This is a genomic window from Lentibacillus populi (assembly GCA_014642895.1).
Lineage (GTDB): Bacteria > Bacillota > Bacilli > Bacillales > Amphibacillaceae > Lentibacillus_C > Lentibacillus_C populi.
This window is the reverse complement of sequence record BMJD01000059.1, coordinates 1-20,168: the sequence shown is the minus strand read 5'-3', so window position 1 is coordinate 20,168 and position 20,168 is coordinate 1. Positions and strand designations below refer to the sequence as shown.

The window sequence follows — 20,168 nt, the reverse complement described above, 5'->3', positions numbered from 1 at the left end:
GTTCTTTCCCCTTATTTTAACAGAGAGGGAAGCAAGCGGAGCGCGGTAGGAATTTAAAAAATTCACCATTTCTAGTGTCCAATTTCTTGACATAGATGAAGATGGCAATGTTAGAACCTTAACTGAAAATCAATTTACCAAAGCGGCTCCCATCGTCGATAAATACATTGAAGAGTACGGCAAAGATAATGTTACATTTGTCGGGCATTCGCTTGGTGGAGGGTTAGCTGAATACTTTGCTGTTCAGCATGATGCAGATGCCATTACATTTGCAGCTGCTGATGTTTATAATCTTCTCACTGACAAGCAACAACAACGTGTGAAAAATGGAGATTTCAAAGATCAAATCATTACCTATACATATCCCGATGATATAGTTGGTACTTACCGAACACAACCAATCGGATCTTTGTATTATATGAGTGATCCATCTGAGATTGGGATTAGGTGGTTTGAGACGCATGGAATCAGTAAGAACTATGTTATTGAAGAGCTATTTGATGAAAATGGATACTTAAAACCTGGAGTATTATACGATGCTGAACTCGGAATACAACTTAAGAGTTCTCCGCTTGAAATGAAAAATAATGACGTTCATGGCTTTAGTATTGTAATCCAATCAGAAATTATCAAATCATTTGCTAAAGACTTGGAAGAGAACACCGACTTAATTAAAAATACGGAGAAGTCATTTGATAATTTTTATGATTATTACATACAGACGCTCACCGACATCAAAAGTAAATATTTAAGATTAGTAGGTTCAGGTAATTTTGATAAGCTAACAGGAGCAGACGTGGAAGAAATCTTTCAAGGATATGGAAAAATGGAAAATGGAGTACCAATTATATTCGATATTGGCGAATACGAAGAAATTTTGACTATGTTAAAAAGGGGAAAATCAGATACTGCTGAAATCGCCTTTAACATGAACAAAATGGGAAATGACTTTGAAGAAACAGACCAATTGCTTGCAGATTGGTTGGGTTTCAAATAAAGCCCGGGGTGTAACTGCTGATGAAAGCGGATAGGGCAGGAAGGGGTGAAAGCATTTGGCGTATGATGGATACAGTATTGTTGGAGACAGGGAGCTCAATGATTTTTGGAAGGAGCAAATGGAACGGGCTGCCCAAAAAGCTGAACTTGAAGCTCGGATAAGAAGCGACATACGGGAATCTAAGCAACTTTTTGGAGTCTATTTGGAGCATGGTTTCGCCACAGGTACCATACCGGATCATCACGATAAAATCCTTAAAAGCATCAACGCCTTTCTAATGAAAAACCAATGGAATAATATAGAAGTTGATAAGAACTGTCAAAAATTTAAGTGGAGTGGGAGAGAAAGTCCTTATGTAAATGAAATAAAAATAGATAAATGTGATCAAATCTTAATAGGAAGATATGGAGGGTAACCTGAAAGCAGGTGCATTTAAGAATGAAGATGGTGCTTTGGTATGGCAAGGTAAAGACTGGGAGCTTTCTATGGTATTAGATGGTCATAATAGTTCTGAAAGTGTTGACTTGGTTATTCGCACCATTGAGAAGGAATGGAGCAGGATTTTAGAGATAATACATATACCTATGAAAAATGTTTTCCAATCAATAGAAAATCACTTATTATCAGTCTTTCAATCACGTGATTTTATGAATGAATGCCAGAATGTCCAAGGTGAAACCGCATGTCTGATATGCATGAGAAAAGAGAATTATCTTTGGTGGTTTTCGGTAGGAGATTGTGTGGCTTATCTTTTTCATGAAGAATTACATAGGTTAGGACAGCATGCACTGAATCAACGCCAATTCTATGAATGGATTGGTTCTGTCAATACGTTTTCTTTACCTGTACCTTGTTAATCATCTGGTATAAGGGAGTTAAGGCCAGGCTATAACCTAATACTAATGCTGACAGATGGTATTTTGGAATGTGGAGATAGGTACTATGAAGTTGCAACAAATTTATACGAAGAATTTTTTATGCAGTTTGATGATAGTAAATTAGAGAGCAGCGTAAAACACATTTTAAAATACGTACATGAGAACGTGGGAAGAGATAGTGCAACATTGATTTGTTGGGAATATCATAATTCTTTTCCTGCGCAACTTCCAAGTGATCAACCAAGAGGGGTGGATAGATTTGTATAACTTTATTGAAAAAGAAGTGGTCAGAAAGAATCAATCTCTCATTAACTATACATGGATTCGTGGAAAACAAGAAAATAAAAATATTTGTGTCATGCTGCCAGGACTTGGGTACTCAACGCAACGCCCACTTTTTCATTATTCCACGAGCGTATGTATGAATAATAACGTTGACGTTCTTCATGTCAATTATAACTATGCAAATAACGCTGAATTTAAAAATCTTAGTAATCAAGAGCAGGATAAATGGATGTATGAAGATGTTTTATCCGTTATTAAAACTGTTTTAAATAATGTAATATACGGAAAAGTTCTGAGTAAATCTATTGGAACGACTCCTATGGCCTGTGAATGGAATGAAAAGGAATTTATAAATCAACACAAAACATATGGGATATGGCTGACCCCTGCTAAAAGAGGAGATAGTATTTCAATCACTATTGAAGTCGGAGATACCGTCATTATATGTTATAGGAAATGAAGATCCTGATTTTAGTGAAGAATTAATTGGTTCCCTTAACAATGAACTTGTTTCGGGGCTTATTATACCTGATGCGAATCACGGCCTGGAAGTAAAGGGAGACATAAAAGCAACAATTAATGCTGCTATGCAGGTTATTACTTCTGTTTAGGATTTTCTTAGGAAATACAAAGATATGAACTCAGGTTTCGAATAGGATAGGTGAACGCATGAATACATATATACAAAAAGCAAATGACATTGAAGAGCTCGCACAATTTCTTTCAGATTTGAACAATATTAAATCATCACATATAGGTTATTGTGGTAAAAGCTCTGGTGAAATTTATCAAACGTTACAAGATGATTTTTTGGAAAAAAACGGCGAACTGGCTTTTATGATTGCGAGAAATGAAGCAAATGAAATAATCGCCGCAATTGGAGTGGATATTGATGAACAGACTGCCGAGGTGTGGGGTCCATTCAATAAAATGGAATCAGATTCTATGGTAACTCAACTATGGGAACAGTTGCGCAAAGCATATCCTAACATACGTACATTCTATTTCTTTATCAATCAAGAGAATACTAGTCAATTAGCTTTTGCAGAAAGTTTGCAGGCTAGAAAAACAGGAGAGCATTTAATTTTGGAAATTCAAAAAGCGAGTGCCCGGAGTGTATCGAGTAAAAGAAGTGTACGATATAGTGAAGCTGATTTTGCAGCATTTGAATCATTGCATAGTCATATGTTCCCTAATACATATTATGATGCAAAGACAATTGATTCGCGTTTAAGTGAGGAAAATGTTTTAAAGGTTCTTAAAACGGAAGATGGCCAAGTACAAGGGTATGCCTACTATGAAATAGACAAGGAATGTGCAGAAGCATCTTTAGAGTACATCGCCATAGCTCCAACCTTTCAAAATAAAGGGTTGGGTACATTATTGTTAATAGAAATCATTGATGAAATATTTTCGTACCCACGTATAACCGAAATTAAATTGTCTGTAAGTAATACAAACCGTTCTGCTAATCATATTTATTTCAAAGCCGGATTTGAACAGCAGGATATTTTGGTAAGTTATGTGCTTTCATCTGCTAGCTTATCCTGAGGTCAATAAGCGCCGGCAACTTTAACATCACGAGGTTTATACAGACATCTGCTTGAACAATAACGATGCCAAATGGAGATTGCAAGGACCGTATCAGATGGGTGAAGGGACGAGGGAACAGACGACTGTCATAGAATTATGTTCTGTTCAGACTGAGAAATCTGTCCCATCACCTTCCAGCCTCTGTCCAATTCACTTCCCTGCTAAAGCCCGCTATATAGGTCTTTTTTTTCGAACAATGTAGATTCAGCCAATTCATCGAGGTACAAATGGTGTCTGAAAATGAGGAGGTGTATTTATTCCTCCATTCATGAAAGTGGTGTGTACAAATGAAAGAAACAATCCAAAGTAAGTTAATTGAAATTGAAGAAAGGTTTCAAGTAAAGGTTTTATACGCAGTAGAATCTGGTAGCCGGGCTTGGGGTTTTCCTTCAAAGGACAGTGATTTTGATGTAAGATTTATTTATATCCATCAGCCACAGTGGTATCTTTCTATTGACCCGCAAGGAAGACGTAATTGAAATTCCAATCAACGATTTACTGGATATAAGCGGTTGGGAAATAACAAAAGCTTTACGGCTGCTGAGAAAAAGTAATCCCCCACTTTTAGAATGGATGAGAAGTGGTATTGTTTATTTTCAGCAGTACGCATTTATTGATAAGTTGCGATTATTGGAATTGGACTGCTTCCACCCAAATGCATGTTTATACCACTACTTAAATATGGCGAAAAATAATTATCGAGAGTATCTGCAAGGATCAAAGGTGAAAATCAAGAAATATTTCTATGTGCTTCGCCCGGTAATGGCTTGTAAATGGATTGAAAAATATCAAACAGTTCCTCCAATCCTTTTTAATGAATTATTGCAGACTATGATTCCAGAAGGTAAATTAAAAAACGAAATTGAAAGTCTATTAAAACGAAAGATAATAGGGGATGAATTGGATTTTGAACCGCGAATCGATATGATTAATGACTTTCTGGAAAACGAATTAAGACGTATCGAAACGCATATTAAAACGCTCTCGGTAGAAAATGAAGATCCTACAAAAAAACTGGACAATTTATTTAGAGCTACATTGGGAGAAGTATGGGGATAAAAGGTGGATGAAAATTTGGGCGTGATTATGAATTGCTCGATGTGATATACAGATGTCATAAAAGTTTATCAAGGTATTACAGTTTTTCAAGGCTCGAGAGCGGAACTGTGAGAAAATACTTGTGACAATGCTAAATAAGCTGCATTTTGTTTTCGGACATAATAACAATGATCCTATACAGTTCTGTCCATGAATAAAGGGAGGATAATCATGTTCAAAGCATATCAATTCATACACCAAGTAACATTGAGAACAAAATTCGTACCGCCATTCTATATAAAATCTCCTATCTAAACAACTCCTTCCATATTTAGATAGCGGGGAAGCATTATTTAATTGTCAAAGAGCAAGAAGATCAATTTCTAAAAACTTTTAATACAAGGAGGTATTCTCATGAAACTAACCATTGTCAGACACGGCCAGAGTGTCTTTAATCAATCTAATATATTTACCGGCTGGGAAGATGCCGGTTTGACAGAGAAAGGCATAGAGGAGGCGAAAGAGGCCGGCAGGAAATTGCAAAAGTATGGGCTGAAATTCGATATAGCTTTCACGTCAGTATTGACACGGGCAATGAAAACATTGTACTACATTCTCGAGGAAACGAATCAGCTGTGGATTCCAGTCGAAAAGAGCTGGCGCTTGAATGAACGACATTATGGTGCGCTGCAAAGGTTAAACAAAGCGGAAACAGCCGAAAAATACGGGGAAGAGCAGGTACATCAGTGGCGCAGAAGCTATGATGTACTTCCACCACTTTTGGAAGAAGACGATGAACGTCAAGCGAAAAAAGAGAGACGTTATCAGCTTCTGGATCAAAAAGCGATCCCGTCTGGTGAGAATCTGAAAATGACGCTGGAACGCGTGACACCATATTGGATGGACACGATCGCACCACAGATCAAGCAGGGCAAGTATGTCATCATCGCTGCACACGGCAACAGCATTCGCGCGCTCGTCAAGCATTTGGAAAACTTGTCGGATGAAGACATCGTCAACGTTGAGATCCCTACTGGCATCCCGCTAATTTACGAACTCGATGACAAACTGAAACCAACAAATAAATATTTTCTGGAGAACTAAGCTAGTGGTAGATGAAAGAAGTATGCTGGAAGCAATTCGCCAGGAAATTGAATCAACCGGAAAAATGAAATGAATTATTATGAAAATGCTATCCCCCTTGCCTGTATTGGTGAGGGGGATTTTTGGTGATTGTAATGTTTGACACTTACGTCACAAGGCAGAAAAATTGTTCTTAATAACTATGCTGGCTTCCATCTCGCAGCAGTCTTTTCATATGGTATCCCGGCTACCTTGAAACTTTTTTGCAACAATGGATTGGTCACCTTTACTAATAGCTTCGGCAGTCTTGGCTAAAGCAAAACGTTTATCTGAGCCTTTTATTTGTTAATCATTTCGTACAATACATCTTTTTTTCTACGCATTAATAATTTCCTTGCCTTCTTTACGCCTTTTAGCATATTCAGCTGTTGCTGTAAAAAGTACGTCGGTGGATGAATTAAGTCCAGTTTCACAAGAGTCCTGTAACACACCAATGATGAAACCAACACCAACAACCTGCATAGCAATGTCATTTGAAATTCCAAATAAGCTACACGCAAGGGGAATGAGCAAGAGCGACCCACCAGCCACACCTGAAGCACCAGCTGCCGAAATAGCTGATAAGACGGTCAGAATAAGCGCAGTACCAAAATCCACTGGAATCCCTAGCGTGTGAACTGCAGCAAGGGTTAATACAGAAATAGTTACGGCAGCACCAGCCATATTGATGGTAGCACCTAATGGAATAGATATCGAATATGTATTCTGATCCAAGTTCAATTTTTTACAAAGGTTCATATTTACTGGAATATTTGCGGCTGAGCTACGAGTAAAGAACCCTGTAAGGCCACTATCCTTTAGGCATGTAAAGACAAGTGGGTAGGGATTTTTGCGAATACATATGAATACGATAATTGGATTAACAACCAAAGCTACAAAAAACATACAACCGAGTAGAATAAAAAGTAACTTTCCATAGTCAAGCAAAGCCGATAGTCCACTTGTCACAATTGCATCAAAAACCAGCCCCATGATTCCAAGCGGAGCCAAATTTATTATCCATTTTACTAATTGTGATATGGCATCCGAAAAATTGGCAAGCGCGTCTTTTGTAGTGACAGAAGCATTTCTTAATGCAATACCAATAAGTATAGCCCAAGTTAGTATGCCAATATAGTTGGCATTTAATAGAGCATTTACTGGGTTGTCCACAATGTTATGCAGTAAGGAATTAAATACTTCTAAAATACCTCCAGGAGGATTAAGATCTTCTGACCCCGTTGTAAGAGATAAGCTAACCGGAAATATAAAGCTTGCAACAACTCCTACTAGCCCTGCCAGAAATGTACCTACCAGATAAAGAATAAGAATTGATTTCATATTTGTTGGATGACCACTTCTATGCTTAGAGATGGCATGCATAACTAAGAGCAAGACTAAAATTGGTGCAACAGCCTTTAATGCATCTACGAATAAAGTGCCGAAAATCGAAATCCACTTTACGTTAGCAGGGATTGTTAAGGCTAAGATAATACCAATAATCAAACCAACGAGTATTCGTTTTACTAGACTTATCTGGTTCCAATTAAGAATTAATTTTTTCATATATATATCTCCCTGAAAAGTTTTTATAATATTAGTATAACAAAAAAGTATAGTAATAGTTAGCTTATCGTGAATTTTAGCGTCGTTAAATAAATTATTATGTTAAAATATTTGGTAGGGAAATTCTATTATAAAAACGAACATGGTTTGAGAGCGGATAAGATTTATCTGCATACGGACAATGTTGTCGGCCGGGAAAATATGTATCATACACTGCTATCCGCGAGAAAAAGAGGCTTTATTGATGAAAATATTAAAATTCATTGCAATGCCATTACAGAAAATAGCTATTTTGGAAGTTGATTTTATCTGAAGGGTTTTCGCATTCAAAAATAGTTACCAAAAGCCTCCAGATTCTAAGTTTTGCTTTTTCATTTCATATAACACTATCTGCTATAACCAAATTACCGTTTGTGAACTTTATCCCCTCATACAAACCATCAGTCGGAAAAATGAACGTCCAAGGCATGCTGGTATTTGGTTTAATGATTAATGTAGGAAGTGTAAATGAATATTCTGCAACTGTTTTTCCGTATTCGATATATTTCAGACCCGTATGATGAAAAGAAAAGATTTGCAGGCTGCTGTTATGAACGAGGGCCGTCACAAGTAATTCTTTTTTGTAATTCAACGCTTGCCATAACAGTGTAAAGTGAGCAGGTGTATTTTTAGGGATTATTGTTTCGGAAAATACCTGTTCAATTCTATTACGATCTTTCACTGATAACGCTTTTTCCCATGATGATTCAAACGTTAATTTTTGCATTGTATCGACACCACCTAAAAGAGATTATGTTCATTGTAAATACAGAGTGCGTAAATAACAAACTATTAGCATAAAAACCAAAAATGTATGTGAAGCCAATTCTAAAAGCTGTTTAGCTAATGGAAGGGTATTATTTAAACGAGATCGGTACATTTAAAGTCATAAAGCCATAATCTGAAAAGGGGTGATTGGATGGAAAATACGTGGAAAGAAATTCTGGAATTCATACATCAACGGGTAAGCGAGCCTACCTTTGAAACTTGGTTTAAGCCATGTAAGACAAAAAGAGAAGAGGGAAGCTGGTTTATAATTGCACAGAACGAATTTGCCAGGGATTGGCTGGAAATGAAATATTTGTCCTTAATGAGGGAGGCAATTTACGAGGTCACCAGCGAAAATCCGGAAATCGTGTATATTCTAGGAGGAAGAGAAGAAGCTGTTCCTAATTCTGAGAGTAAAATAAATGCTATTCTATCACGGATTAATGCATTAAATGCAACTGAAAAAGAAAAGCTCTTTTATATACTAAAGAAGAATTATTCATCGGTTTCACAACCCAGTAATGAAATTCAGGAGAGCAAATTTGATAGAAAACAAAACGTTTAATAATTTTGTAGTTGGTAAAGCCAATCGTTTTGCCTATACGGCAGCCGATACGGTGGTATTCATCTATTGGAGAAGCGTATAATCCGCTCTTTCTCTATGGGCCAACCGGGACAGGTAAAACCCATTTAATTCAGGCGATTGGTAGTGAAGCGCTTAAACAAGATCGGTGTAGGAAGGTAATATTTTTAACCGGGGAACAATTTTACAAGATCACCTCGGCAGTATTGAAAAAAATAATGTAAAGGAGTTCCGGGGAAAAATATTGTCAGGCTGATGTTTTGCTCATCGATGATATTGAATTTCTGTCAGGAAAAAAGCTATTGCGGAACTAAAAACCCAATTGGTTACATTAAATAACAAATTGGATTGTAATCATTATTAGGGGATTAATTGTGATCATTGAAGACTGTTAGCATAAATTATATTGAAATTCTTTTTTGTACTGTACCCAATCCTGTGTGTATCTTATTCGTAGGAATTGGGTGCTTTTTTTATGTTATTGGGGATCAAAGCCTGGTCAAATTTCTTGTGCTGCTATACACCTAACAGTAGAATGGAGACATTGGAGTTTTTAACGAACCCTTAAAATTTTACCAGCTAAAGAAGGACTATGAACATGAAGGCGAACGCACCACATCTCTTCACTCAATTTATCTTAACACTTATTACCGCCGTCATTGGAGGTGTGCTGTTTACACTGCTCCATGTCCCGGTTCCATGGTTACTTGGACCAATGGTTGCAGTAGTCATCGGTACAAATGTAATGAATCGTGTTTACGTATGGCCGAGCTCCATTCGTAACACGGGCATGATTATTGTTGGTTACACCATTGGCCTATCCATGACTTCCACCGCACTAAAGCAAATGGCACTTCAATTACCGACCATGTTACTCATGACTTTATTGTTAATGCTATTATGTTCGGGGATTGCCTTTGTTATCTCCAGGTTTTCCGGCAGTGATTACAGTACCTCGCTGTTAAGCAGTATTCCTGGCGGGCTTACACAAGTAATTATGCTGGCAGAAGAGACGAAGGGAATCAACTTGGCTGTAGTTACTGTTACCCAAGTCATCCGTCTAATGATTATCGTTATTATGATGCCATTACTTGTTATGATTCCGATATTTCAACAGGGAGAGGCAACTGTAAATGCTCCAGTTTCCGCCACAGTTCCAGCGAATTGGGCTGGGCTATTTCCCAATATTATTATTTTCGCATTGGTGTGTATCGTATTTGCTCTTGTCGGATCTAAAATAAATTTTCCGACAGCATTTCTATTAGGTCCCCTTATCGGAACAACATTGCTGCAATTATCCGGTGTGGAAGGCCCAAAGCTTCCACCGATTGTTGTCGATGCAGCGCAGTTGATGATTGGCACTCATGTAGGATCAATGCTTAACATAAATCAGCTGCAAAATAAAATGAGAACAATAGGCTTGGCAATTGCGAGTGGGGTTATGCTTGTAATTGGTGGTGTTATCTTAAGTATGGTCCTCACAAAACTTTATCCGATATCCAATGCAACGTCACTGTTGAGTATGGCTCCAGGTGGCATGGACCAGATGGGAATTATCGCACATGAGATTCACGCAGATTTGTCAATTGTCTCCGGTTATCAGCTGTTTCGTACCCTTTTTATTTATTTCGCAATACCGCCAGCAGTAAAATTAATGTTTAAAATAATGAATAGAAGGCGGACAGGACAGCGGAAGTATAGCCATTAGGTTTGGGGTGTTCGGGTTTTCGATTCCTCATCGGAGAATATGTTTGTTTTACGGATCCATTGAGAAATTTATTTTATGAAAACACTGGTTCTAATAGGCTTTTTTGTTATAATATATGTAGATCAAACACCCCAGTTAATTCCTTTCTCTCCATTTCCCCGTAAAGGATGTGCTAACGTGTCAGTAGCGACATTAGTAAAAGAAAGCACTACTGTCTACACTATGCACGATCAACTATTCAAGCAATTAATCACCACATTTTTTGAAGAGTTTTTGGAAGCTTTTTTTCCTTAAGTATCTGAAATTGAATGAAGAAGAGGAGGAAGAGCTGATGGAAGAGATTAAACAGCTTGATGAGGCTGATAAGGTTTTGGAGATTCCGATCTCGTATGAGGAAAAGGGGAAAAAAGAAGGAAGAGAAGAAGGAAAAAGAAGTCGCGCTTGAAATGTTAAAAGAAGGGGCATCAATTGAATTTATTGCAAAGGTAACTCACTTAGATAAAAAGGAAATTGAATATCTGAGGAAAATACTATAGCAAGATAGAAATAGTCCCAAGATGGGGTAGCATCAGATAAATGCGGATTTACAACGTTAAGCAAATTATAGCGTGAAAAACCGATTTCCTTACAAACGTCGGAAATCGGTTTTTAGATCGGGTTTATGCAACAATCGCGCCCATTTGCGGTATAGTCAAATCAAGGTTCTTAAGCTAACGCACTGGTTAGCACAACAGATACTTAACTAATATATTCAACTCGACTTTTACTTTCCCCAACCAATCTAAACATCATATAGCCTACAACATTTAACACAGAAAAAATAATAATCCAGCCGAAATTTAATCTTCTTTGATGATATGAGTTATTTGTTTAGCTACATATGAAATGAGGTTCTCAGGGATTTCTAGCATATTATTTAAAGTGCATCCTGGGTGTCTTAAAATACATAATTGGATAGCAAACCCCAGTCGATTATGATCTCGTCTATGTTTATTTATAACATCAATATCAAAGTCTGAAAGGCTATAATAAGTTGTGAAGTCAAATTCAGATAAATTATTTAGGCCTAAAATGTCTTTTTTTGTTCGGGTGTTAATAAACTTTTAACACTCAAGTGAAACCAATCCTTATTATTATTTTATTAGTATCTAATTTACCTTTTCCAAGTGATCTTCATTATAAACCCCTCCTTTCCAACAATATAAAGTATGACACGATGTCAATGTAAAGAGGAAATGTTTTAGTTCAGTTTTTTTAAGCAAGCTCTATTCAACGAGCGCGATTGTAAAACAAAAAAATCGATTCCCTGTACGATAAGGAATCGATTTTTTTATAGGTAAAGAAAGTATAAAAATTTAGGCTCTATTCTGATAGCGTCAGAGTTGGCCATGTCCAGCTCCAGCGCCCAGCAACTAGCAAACTTCACACTCCTTCACTACGATAAGTCAACATCGGTTCGCTTCCAGCTCACCGTGTTTCCTTTATCTCATTGCGGAGTGCTCCAGTTTGTACGTTGCTAAACGGGCGCTTGCGCTTTTCTTAGGTTGGAAATATGCTTAGCGTACAAAGTGTCCGAAATGTTGGCGGTACCCCATATAGCTTATCCCCCTTTAAGTGATGGTTATGACATAACGTTTTTTACAATGTTGCGGTAGTAGCCTATGGTAAACAGAGCGAATACAAAATAGATAACCGTGTAAATCGCCATGGCGATGGATGCCGGAAACGTGGTGTCCGACCGGATCATAAATGAAGCCGCCTTGATAGCAAAGATCGAATGCAGCATACCGATCGATAGAGGGAGAAGGAACACGATGGCCTGCTTTCGTATAATGCCTTTCATGATCATATCCACGTCAAATCCGAGCTGACGCAACGTCTTAAAGCTTTGCTTTTCCTGCTCGGCTTCGGTCATTTGCTTGAAGTACAAGATGCTGCCGGTTGAGATCAAAAAGATAAGTCCAAGGAAAGCTGCGATGAAAATGAGCAAGCCTGTCGTCTGCAGCACTTCTTTGTACTGCGTATAGAAATCATACGTTAATCGTTCGTCACTGACGTATTTTGCGTTGTATAGAGAGGAAGCTATGGCGAGCTCTTCCTTGTTCGGAACTTGAAACGTATCAAAGCGAATTTTTTTATAACCGGGCGTACCGGCCATTTGTTCTGCGATTTTGTCCATTGTCGCCTCTGACACTAGCAGCTGCTTGCCGGGAGCATTTAAATTCATGATGTTCCTTTCCATCAATGTCCTCAATGTATACATAACGGTCTGTCCATGCTGCTCCAGCTTTATTTCTGTTGGATATCGCTTCGACTGCTCATCTAAGTCTCCGGCAAGTGAGGCCCCAGCATTGTACAAAATGGCTTCGCCATCTGGCGGCACGTTGAGGTCTGCGCCTGTTTGTTTAAGCTGTTCGGCCGGAAGCCATAACAAACTTTCTTCAACCTTGCGGGATTCGTCATTCGGATCAAGGATGATGCCCATCGTCAGAACCGCTTGAACGACGTGGTGATTAACATCGATGCCTTCCTTCTCCAACTCCATCTTGAACGACAGCGCCTCCTGCGGCTCGTTTTCAAACATAAAATCATAAGGGAGATCGCGGCGGGTCTCTTGCTCTACGGAGTAGTAGAAGGAGTAAGCCATGGAAATCAGCGTGATGGCCATGGCCGACAACACCGTAATCAAGGTAAGAGAGTTGGCATTTGCTTTCATATGGTGCATCAGCGGAGCCATCGACAGGCTGTTTGTTAAGCCCAGGTGTCCATCTTTACGTTTGCGGAATCGGTAAAAGCACCATCTGATCGTAACGCGAAACAATAAGTAAGTCCCTGCAACGATGGATCCGAGCACCAATAGTGCGTTGAGGAATAACTGTTCATTGATATGACCCGATAATTCATAGCCGTATCCAATCAGCGCCAGACCGAGCAGGGCGAAAATAGCAGATGCCACCGCTTTGGGCGGCTTAGTGAGGTCAGGCCGCTTGTCAGCTTGAAACAGATTCAGAAGGGTGCTGCGATAAACCTTCAGCATCATCTGAATGGAAGTGATGACGATGATGAGAAGATAGACCATCAACGTTTTAAAAGCCGCTGGTACGGAGAAGCTGATGTCGACAATCCCTTCTAAGCCGAGCAGATTCAACAAAATCAGGACGAACAGCCTTGAAATCAACGCGCCGCAAATGATCGCAGCAAGTAGTGCACCTAAGCCAAGCAGTATATTCTCGATCATTAGATATCGGGCTACCCAGCCTTTGGAAAGACCAATCAGCTGATATAGTCCGATTTCTCGACTGCGCCGACGCAAGAAAATGCCGTTGGCCGAGACGGTAAAGATCCCAACGATCACAATCAGCATGACTCCCGCAATTTGAAACCCGGCAGAGAAGTCAACGCTCGGATGTGTCATATTCTGAACAGCCTGATCGTGCTGTAGTGAGGTGAAGACAAAATACAGGCTCATACTAAAGATCAGTGCAAAGAAGTACAAATAATAATGCTTCACATTTTGCCGCATGCTGCGAAGCGCTAATTTAAAAACCGTCAACATGGTCGCCCCCCAGTACAGCTTGCACGTCCATAATTTCATTAAAGAAGGCATGTCTTGTTTTATCGCCGCGGTACAGCTCGGAATAAATCTTCCCGTCTCTTAAAAACACAACACGGCTGCAATAGCTGGAGGCTACCGGATCATGGGTCACCATGACAACGGTAACGCCTCGCTGCTGATTGACCTTCTCCATCACGTCCAGTAACGAGGAAGCGGATTTGGAATCCAGTGCACCGGTCGGTTCGTCCGCAAACACGATCGAAGGCTGGTGGATCAGAGCACGCCCGGCAGCTGTCCGTTGTTTCTGGCCTCCTGATATTTCATGCGGATATTTGTGCGACAGTGCTTTAATGTCAAGCACATCGGCGATGGCTGTGAACTCGCTTTCCGCTTTCCGCTTGCTCATTTTGCTAAGGGAGATGGGCAGCAGTATATTTTCCTTTACTGTCAACGTGTCCAGTAGATTGTAATCCTGGAAGATGAATCCCAGCTTGTTGCGCCGAAAGGCGGAAAGCGCGGTATTACTCAGCTTGGAGATATCTGCGTCATCGATTAAAACCGTTCCGTCCGTAGTATGATCAATCGTGGCTAAGACGTTAAGCAATGTCGTCTTGCCTGAGCCGGAAGGTCCCATAATGCCGACAAATTCACTGCGGGTGACGCGTAAATCTATTCCTTTTAATACATGCTGTGCATTTCCTTTGGTACCAAATGTTTTGTGGACATTTCGTGCTTGTAAAACGGTTTCTCCTACATTCAACTGATCCATAACGTACCTCCAAATCATAATTGTTGCTTGATGATAGCTTTATTATACGGTTGGATTTTCCGCTTGTCGTACGTTTTACATGACAATCTGGCAAGACAACGTGACAATATTGTCAGGTTCACTATTCCACACCAAAAAACAGCCAGGAGCAATCCTGACTGCTTCATAGCTGGATATTACTCGCCCGCCCCTCTTCGGACAGCTTCGAATGCGTTGGGATCGACAAAGATCATTCGCATCACCGTACCTTTCGTTTGACCGGGTTGCGCTTTGAGGGTAATTCCTAATTTATCTGCAACGGTTTTTGCAAGATAGAGCCCAAGTCCGGTCGCTGCGTTTTGAATCCTGCCGTTTTCGCCCGTGAAGCCTTTGTCAAAGATACGCGGCAATTCGTGCGGCTGTATTCCCGGTCCTTCATCGATGACATCCAAAAAGACTTGGCCTGTCTCCGTTACATCCGTCACGATAATAAGTGCCGTATTCGCAGGATTATATTTCACGGCATTCGTCAACAGTTGCCGAAGGATGAAGCGGCACCATTTTCGGTCTGTAATGGCCTTTACATCCGTTCCTTCGATACTGACCGCCAGATTTTTTTCCATACACCATGGCGCCAGCTCCCGTACTTCTTCCGCGGCAAGGCGCTGTATGGAGGCCAATTCAAGAACATAGTCTGATTCGATCGCGGGCAGACGTGTCATATGCAGCTGACGGTCGACCAACAAATACACCCGCAACCATTCCGCTTCAATTTTACGTATTTCGGGATCACTTGGCCGGGCGTCCAGGATTAGCTTCATGGCGGTGAGAGGAGTCTTCACCTCATGGATCCATGAGGCCGTGAATTCATTCTCGATCAGTTGAGTTTCTTTATAGTCAGAAAGCTTTCGTTTGAACTGAAGGGAGGCCTCCCGTAAGATGTCGTTGGTCATCTGATCTAGGCCGTCCCCAGGCTCAGGAAGTGTCTCGATCCAGTCTAAGGCCATGTCTTCCTGCAGAGCAGCCAACGCGGCGACATATTTTGTCTCTCTTTTGAAGCGCCATATAAAAAACAGGAGAAAGGACAGAATAAATAAGGCGTTAAAATAAAGGAGAGAAGTAGATGTGACCTGGATGCCTTGATCAAGCAGGATCAGAGCATTGGCTAAGCCGAGCAAGCCGGCAAACAGTAAAATCCAGCTTTTCCTTGCATCAACGTAACGGATAAACATGGCACGGTTCCCCCTATCAGTACATGTTCATAATCTCTATAAAGTGATGGCCATATAACCAAGCCCTTTTTTTGTCACAATAGCGTCTGCCAAATCGATTGTCTCCAGCTTCTGCCGCAAACGGGTTATATTCGCCGTGAGGGTATTGTCGTTCACGAACTGCTCGTCCTCCCACAGCTTTCGCATCAAGTCATGGCGCGAGATAATGACATTGTTCGATCTCACGAGCGTGATCAGTATAAAAAATTCGTTTTTTGTTAAATCCACTTCTTTCCCAGCGTTTCGAATTACACCTCGATTCAAATCAATCAAGGCGCCGTTCCATTCAAGAAAATTCGATTGCTCTTCGCCATAAGCATATGTCCTCCGGAGAATGGCTTGAATTTTGGCATAAAGCACGTCTGTATGAAACGGCTTCTGGATGAAGTCATCCGCCCCCATGTTCAGCGCCATGACCATATCCATTGGGTGATCGCGGGAGGAAAGGAAAACAATGGGTACTTTGGATACAGCGCGAATCTCGCGAGACCAATGAAAACCGTCAAATTTCGGGAGTATGACATCCATGATGACGAGCTGAGGCTGTTGTTCAAGAAATGAACGCATCACACCTTCAAAATCATCTGGTCTCGTGACCCGGAACGACCAAGCCTCTAGACCTTTCTTCAACGCAGCAAACAAAGCATCATCATCTTCAACAATAAATATGTTTATCTTCATCGAGCCAGCCTCCTAGTGTCGCAAATTTGACTGTTGTAAATAAAATAATTTGAGGTAACAAAGAATTACTCCTCATTAATATATCACAGATTAATGTTTCACCTATGGTGGGGGTACGGAAACGATTCGAGGATTGAAGGGCCACTATGGGAAATATTTACTTTTTAATGTGGTTAGCTTCTTTACTTCCTTTCTGCCAATTTTCTGTACAAAGCCGATCTTGACACATTTGTGATTTTACAAATTTTTTTAACAGTCATATTTCTCTCTCTGTAAAGTTCCACTGCATAGTTAATGCCTTCATGTTTCGAAGGATATTTTTTTACCCGCCCCCGATATTTCCCCTCTTTTTTGGCAAGTCCTATTCCTTCACGCTGACGCATTCGAATAAGATCACGTTCTAATTGATTAACGCCTCCCATGACGGTCATTAAAAACTCACTATAGGGATGTCTTCGGATAAATCTAACCAGGTATCTTTCAAGGACTTCAATTTGCCTTCTTTTGCTTGATGTCATCGACCAATTCAAATAAATCTCTTGTGCTCCGGGTAATCCGGGTAAGGTCTGTAACAAAAATCGTATCATCTGCCTGTAGTTCATCTAACATTTTTTGTAGCTCTGGTCGGCGTTGTGTAGCTCCGGATAACTTTTCTTCAAATATGATATCCATTCCTATTTCTTCGAGTTGCTTGTATTGTCTTGCAGGATTCTGATCAACCGAACTGACCCTTACATAACCGATTCTTCTCATAATTTCCATTCCTATTTTGAAACAAGTCACATGGGACATGTGGAAACCTCATTTTACCACTCATTTACGTTTGTTCCAATAGAGTAGAATCTATTGATATAATTGAGTAAATAAAATTTTTATTGAAAAGAGCTGATAACATGACAATAGCAAGAGGAAGGGAATTACTCACAACAAACCAAAGGCAGAGTCTTATGCAGGTTCCTGAAGATGAGTGGATAATGGGAACCTACTACACATTTTCTAAACTGGATTTAGAAATCATATCTAAGCGTAGGAGAGAAGAAAATCGTTTAGGGTTCGCAATTCAGTTATCTATTCTTCGATATCCAGGATGGCCGACCGGTTATTGATATGATGATGCTTGTTCAAGATATCCGGAAAATTGATGCATTCAACGAGCGCATGCGGTCACTTGGATACGATGTCGCTGGTGAATGGGGGATACAGGGAAGAAGGTTGTTTCGAAAGGGAGGGGAGAACAGAACCCATCATATTCATGTGTATCAATTCGATAATCCGCAAATAAAGCGGCATTTGGTATTCCGAGATTATTTGCGAAGCCATCCTGAAGAAGCCGAGCGGTATGGACGGCTTAAAGAGGAACTAGCTAAACGTTATAATGATACAAGCTTTTACAGTAAAGCAAAAAAGGCGTTTGTCCAAGCGTTGGAACAACGGGCGCTGAATTGGTTAAACAAAAAAGAAGAGGATGCTTAGGCAAGTTATGGAAATTTTCACGACGCTGATTCTATTGAATTAAGATAAAGGGAGTGGGGAAAGTTGAATAAAATTTTATTACACTTAGAGGGGTTTGCTATCTTGGTGTTAAGTCTATATTTTTACGGATACAACCAATTTAGTTGGTTATGGTTTTTTGTCTTCCTGTTAGCACCGGATATTTCAATGCTTGGATATGCGCTTAATAACAAAGCTGGTGCCATTATTTACAACATATTTCATACATACAGTTTATCAGCTGGCACTATTCTCATTGGACTAATAGGATCAAACCAAACGATCTTAGCAATTGGGTTGATCTTGACCGCTCATATTGGAATGGACAGGATGTTTGGATATGGGTTAAAGTATCCGACCGTCTTTAATGATACACATTTAAATCGTGTTTAAGATTTATAGAAGCAATTTAGATTGCCCCTCTCACCCCTTAGAATTCTTAAAAGCAGGATGGGAAGGGCAAAATCAGTGCACGGACGAATCCGCCATCTTGACGTTATCGAAAACGACCCGGTTTTTTCTTTCTAATTCTTGGCCATAGCGGTTTTGGAACATGCTGCATCATCGTTTCAAAGACAATGCCCCATTGAGATTCTGTTAATGAAGCAATTAAAGTGTCGGTCTTCAATTTCGTGTTTCTTTTCAAATGCTTTATCTGAGGTGGCGTAAATATACCTCTTAATGCTGTATCTATCGTTGCTTTTGGTTCTCTAAGTGCGAATTCTGCAAGTCCTCGGAAAGCGGTATGGTGCTTATTTGGTATCACTGGTTTTGTTTTTCTGCTAATCGATATTATTGCTGAATCTACTTTTGGTGGTGGCGAGAAATTTTTTCTGGAAATTTCTTTAACATAGTTTATGTCAAACTGCATCCTCCAAGCTAAAACATAAGCGTTTTTTATTGTCCCTGATGTAAATCTTTTTGCTGCCCCTTTTTCCAGGACAATAATCCCTCTTTGAAAGCCGCTTGAAGGGCGATCAAGCAGCAGTCTCATAATAGGAGTTGTAATGGCGTAAGGAATATTGGAAACGACAACAAACTTTTCATTTGGCAAATGTAATTTCATAATATCCTGATGGATGATTTTTGTATTTGAACTTTGTGCTGTTTTTTGTTTCAGAATATCGATAAACTTGGCATCGTATTCAACTGCCAATACTTTTCCAGCCTTTTGATTCAATATGGTTGTTAAAGCACCTTTGCCGGCACCTAATTCTAACACTGTATCTGTTTTGCTAATATTTGCTCGATTTATAATTTCGTGAAGCAACTTTTTGTTATGCATCAAATGCTGCCCCGAAAAATTGGGAGGCTCCCCACGGCTTAATTTTTTCCCGCTATACTTATGAATTTTTTTGGTCATGCTATCCCTTCCTTTCGAAAATAAAAAAATCACAGGCATCTGCCAGTGATTCAAAGTAAAAGGGGATAGCCCACCATATTCAATTAAGGGTTAACCAAGGTAACTGCCTCCATATAAACTCTTTTTATTCTAGGCAAAAAAAGAAAATGAAATATAAATAAAAAGAAAGACAGAATGATCCGCCTTTCCACATACCATATTTATTATACGAAATGAAGATTATTAAAAAAGGACAGACTGCTCCCATTTACTCTGCATACACAAACAGAGCCTTTGAACGTATTTAGTTACGGGTTCAAAGTTACGAAACGCAATCTGACTGAATACATATTTACAATAATCCTCCTCGTTAAATCTTAAATTATAAGGCTTATTATAAAGGCATTATTTGAAAATGTCAAAGAAAACCAGGAACAGTTTTGTATCTTTTCTGAAACCAATTTTTAAATCAAACGTAGATGATGTGAGAACAAATTAATCA

The 20,168-nt window shown here is 39.6% G+C and carries 14 protein-coding genes and 7 pseudogenes; 12 read left to right on the top strand and 9 right to left on the bottom strand.

The features are described from left to right. Positions 1-67 precede the first annotated feature (67 nt). The 6 genes and pseudogenes from IEX12_RS21005 (at position 68) to gpmA (ending at position 5,895) form a co-directional block, all read left to right on the top strand. Complete coding sequence (locus IEX12_RS21005) at positions 68-997, top strand: YqiA/YcfP family alpha/beta fold hydrolase (RefSeq protein ID WP_188725834.1); 930 nt, start codon at positions 68-70, stop codon at positions 995-997. 277 nt (positions 998-1,274) lie between these two features. Then, positions 1,275-2,142, top strand: a pseudogene (locus IEX12_RS21000) (protein phosphatase 2C domain-containing protein). After that, positions 2,135-2,620 carry a hypothetical protein gene (locus tag IEX12_RS20995; RefSeq protein ID WP_088053321.1) on the top strand — a complete coding sequence of 162 codons (486 nt, stop codon included), beginning with the start codon at positions 2,135-2,137 and terminating at the stop codon, positions 2,618-2,620. Before IEX12_RS21000 ends, IEX12_RS20995 begins: the two are co-directional and overlap by 8 nt. A gap of 209 nt (positions 2,621-2,829) precedes the next feature. Beyond that, positions 2,830-3,711: a GNAT family N-acetyltransferase gene (locus IEX12_RS20990; RefSeq protein WP_088053323.1), complete on the top strand. Its 882-nt coding sequence runs from the start codon at positions 2,830-2,832 to the stop codon at positions 3,709-3,711. A 329-nt stretch (positions 3,712-4,040) separates the two neighbouring features. After that, positions 4,041-4,812 (top strand): annotated as a pseudogene (locus IEX12_RS20985) (nucleotidyltransferase domain-containing protein). A 393-nt stretch (positions 4,813-5,205) separates the two neighbouring features. Continuing rightward, positions 5,206-5,895 carry a 2,3-diphosphoglycerate-dependent phosphoglycerate mutase gene (gene gpmA / locus IEX12_RS20980; RefSeq protein ID WP_102415765.1) on the top strand — a complete coding sequence of 230 codons (690 nt, stop codon included), beginning with the start codon at positions 5,206-5,208 and terminating at the stop codon, positions 5,893-5,895. 354 nt (positions 5,896-6,249) lie between these two features. On the opposite strand, the gene sstT is transcribed toward gpmA, so the two are convergent. Both sstT and IEX12_RS20970 read right to left on the bottom strand, forming a co-directional pair. After that, positions 6,250-7,479 (bottom strand): serine/threonine transporter SstT, encoded by a 1,230-nt coding sequence (gene sstT / locus IEX12_RS20975; RefSeq protein WP_188725833.1) that lies wholly within the window; start codon positions 7,477-7,479, stop codon positions 6,250-6,252. A gap of 376 nt (positions 7,480-7,855) precedes the next feature. Further along, positions 7,856-8,245 carry an SLAP domain-containing protein gene (locus IEX12_RS20970; RefSeq protein ID WP_102415764.1) on the bottom strand — a complete coding sequence of 130 codons (390 nt, stop codon included), beginning with the start codon at positions 8,243-8,245 and terminating at the stop codon, positions 7,856-7,858. A 192-nt stretch (positions 8,246-8,437) separates the two neighbouring features. On the opposite strand from IEX12_RS20970, the gene IEX12_RS20965 reads away from it, so the two are divergent. The 3 genes and pseudogenes from IEX12_RS20965 to IEX12_RS20950 all read left to right on the top strand — a co-directional run bounded on the left by IEX12_RS20965 (position 8,438) and on the right by IEX12_RS20950 (position 10,577). Further along, positions 8,438-8,851, top strand: coding sequence for a DnaA N-terminal domain-containing protein (locus IEX12_RS20965; RefSeq protein ID WP_088053328.1), 414 nt, complete (start codon positions 8,438-8,440; stop codon positions 8,849-8,851). Between the two features lie 11 nt (positions 8,852-8,862). Then, positions 8,863-9,183: pseudogene (locus IEX12_RS23970) on the top strand (DnaA ATPase domain-containing protein). A gap of 284 nt (positions 9,184-9,467) precedes the next feature. Beyond that, positions 9,468-10,577, top strand: a complete 1,110-nt coding sequence (locus IEX12_RS20950) for an AbrB family transcriptional regulator (protein ID WP_088053330.1) — start codon at positions 9,468-9,470, stop codon at positions 10,575-10,577. 863 nt (positions 10,578-11,440) lie between these two features. Here the strand turns inward: IEX12_RS20950 and IEX12_RS23965 are convergent. The 6 genes and pseudogenes from IEX12_RS23965 to IEX12_RS20920 form a co-directional block, all read right to left on the bottom strand. Then, positions 11,441-11,674: pseudogene (locus IEX12_RS23965) on the bottom strand (DUF4158 domain-containing protein); the annotation flags it as partial. A gap of 524 nt (positions 11,675-12,198) precedes the next feature. Further along, positions 12,199-14,133, bottom strand: coding sequence for an FtsX-like permease family protein (locus IEX12_RS20940; protein WP_250889806.1), 1,935 nt, complete (start codon positions 14,131-14,133; stop codon positions 12,199-12,201). Further along, positions 14,117-14,920 (bottom strand): ABC transporter ATP-binding protein, encoded by an 804-nt coding sequence (locus IEX12_RS20935; protein ID WP_284732549.1) that lies wholly within the window; start codon positions 14,918-14,920, stop codon positions 14,117-14,119. Before IEX12_RS20935 ends, IEX12_RS20940 begins: the two co-directional genes overlap by 17 nt. 158 nt (positions 14,921-15,078) lie before the next feature. After that, positions 15,079-16,113 (bottom strand): sensor histidine kinase, encoded by a 1,035-nt coding sequence (locus tag IEX12_RS20930; protein ID WP_088053332.1) that lies wholly within the window; start codon positions 16,111-16,113, stop codon positions 15,079-15,081. 36 nt (positions 16,114-16,149) lie between these two features. Next, a complete protein-coding gene (locus IEX12_RS20925; RefSeq protein ID WP_188725832.1) occupies positions 16,150-16,833 on the bottom strand; it encodes a response regulator transcription factor in 684 nt (227 codons plus the stop codon). 182 nt (positions 16,834-17,015) lie between these two features. Further along, positions 17,016-17,586, bottom strand: a pseudogene (locus IEX12_RS20920) (recombinase family protein). 140 nt (positions 17,587-17,726) lie between these two features. On the opposite strand from IEX12_RS20920, the pseudogene IEX12_RS20915 reads away from it, so the two are divergent. The 3 genes and pseudogenes from IEX12_RS20915 to IEX12_RS20905 all read left to right on the top strand — a co-directional run. Then, a pseudogene (locus IEX12_RS20915) lies at positions 17,727-17,927 on the top strand (DUF4158 domain-containing protein); the annotation flags it as partial. Beyond that, positions 17,926-18,306 (top strand): annotated as a pseudogene (locus IEX12_RS20910) (GrpB family protein); the annotation flags it as partial. The pseudogenes IEX12_RS20915 and IEX12_RS20910, both read left to right, overlap by 2 nt. A 63-nt stretch (positions 18,307-18,369) precedes the next feature. Continuing rightward, entirely contained in the window at positions 18,370-18,717 is a 348-nt protein-coding gene (locus tag IEX12_RS20905) for a DUF4260 domain-containing protein (RefSeq protein ID WP_088053334.1), read from the top strand. Between the two features lie 103 nt (positions 18,718-18,820). Here IEX12_RS20905 and erm read toward each other — a convergent pair whose 3' ends face one another. Further along, on the bottom strand, positions 18,821-19,687 hold the full coding sequence (gene erm / locus IEX12_RS20900) for a 23S ribosomal RNA methyltransferase Erm (protein ID WP_088053335.1): 867 nt from the start codon (positions 19,685-19,687) through the stop codon (positions 18,821-18,823). Between the last annotated feature and the right edge of the window lie 481 nt (positions 19,688-20,168).

Coding starts and splice junctions, on each gene's coding strand:
- IEX12_RS20990 (WP_088053323.1), top strand. CDS start 2,830: ATGAATACATATATACAAAAAGCAAATGACATTGAAGAGCTCGCACAA.
- gpmA (WP_102415765.1), top strand. CDS start 5,206: ATGAAACTAACCATTGTCAGACACGGCCAGAGTGTCTTTAATCAATCT.
- sstT (WP_188725833.1), bottom strand. CDS start 7,479: ATGAAAAAATTAATTCTTAATTGGAACCAGATAAGTCTAGTAAAACGA.
- IEX12_RS20970 (WP_102415764.1), bottom strand. CDS start 8,245: ATGCAAAAATTAACGTTTGAATCATCATGGGAAAAAGCGTTATCAGTG.
- IEX12_RS20965 (WP_088053328.1), top strand. CDS start 8,438: ATGGAAAATACGTGGAAAGAAATTCTGGAATTCATACATCAACGGGTA.
- IEX12_RS20950 (WP_088053330.1), top strand. CDS start 9,468: ATGAAGGCGAACGCACCACATCTCTTCACTCAATTTATCTTAACACTT.
- IEX12_RS20940 (WP_250889806.1), bottom strand. CDS start 14,133: ATGTTGACGGTTTTTAAATTAGCGCTTCGCAGCATGCGGCAAAATGTG.
- IEX12_RS20935 (WP_284732549.1), bottom strand. CDS start 14,920: ATGATTTGGAGGTACGTTATGGATCAGTTGAATGTAGGAGAAACCGTT.
- IEX12_RS20930 (WP_088053332.1), bottom strand. CDS start 16,113: ATGTTTATCCGTTACGTTGATGCAAGGAAAAGCTGGATTTTACTGTTT.
- IEX12_RS20925 (WP_188725832.1), bottom strand. CDS start 16,833: ATGAAGATAAACATATTTATTGTTGAAGATGATGATGCTTTGTTTGCT.
- erm (WP_088053335.1), bottom strand. CDS start 19,687: ATGACCAAAAAAATTCATAAGTATAGCGGGAAAAAATTAAGCCGTGGG.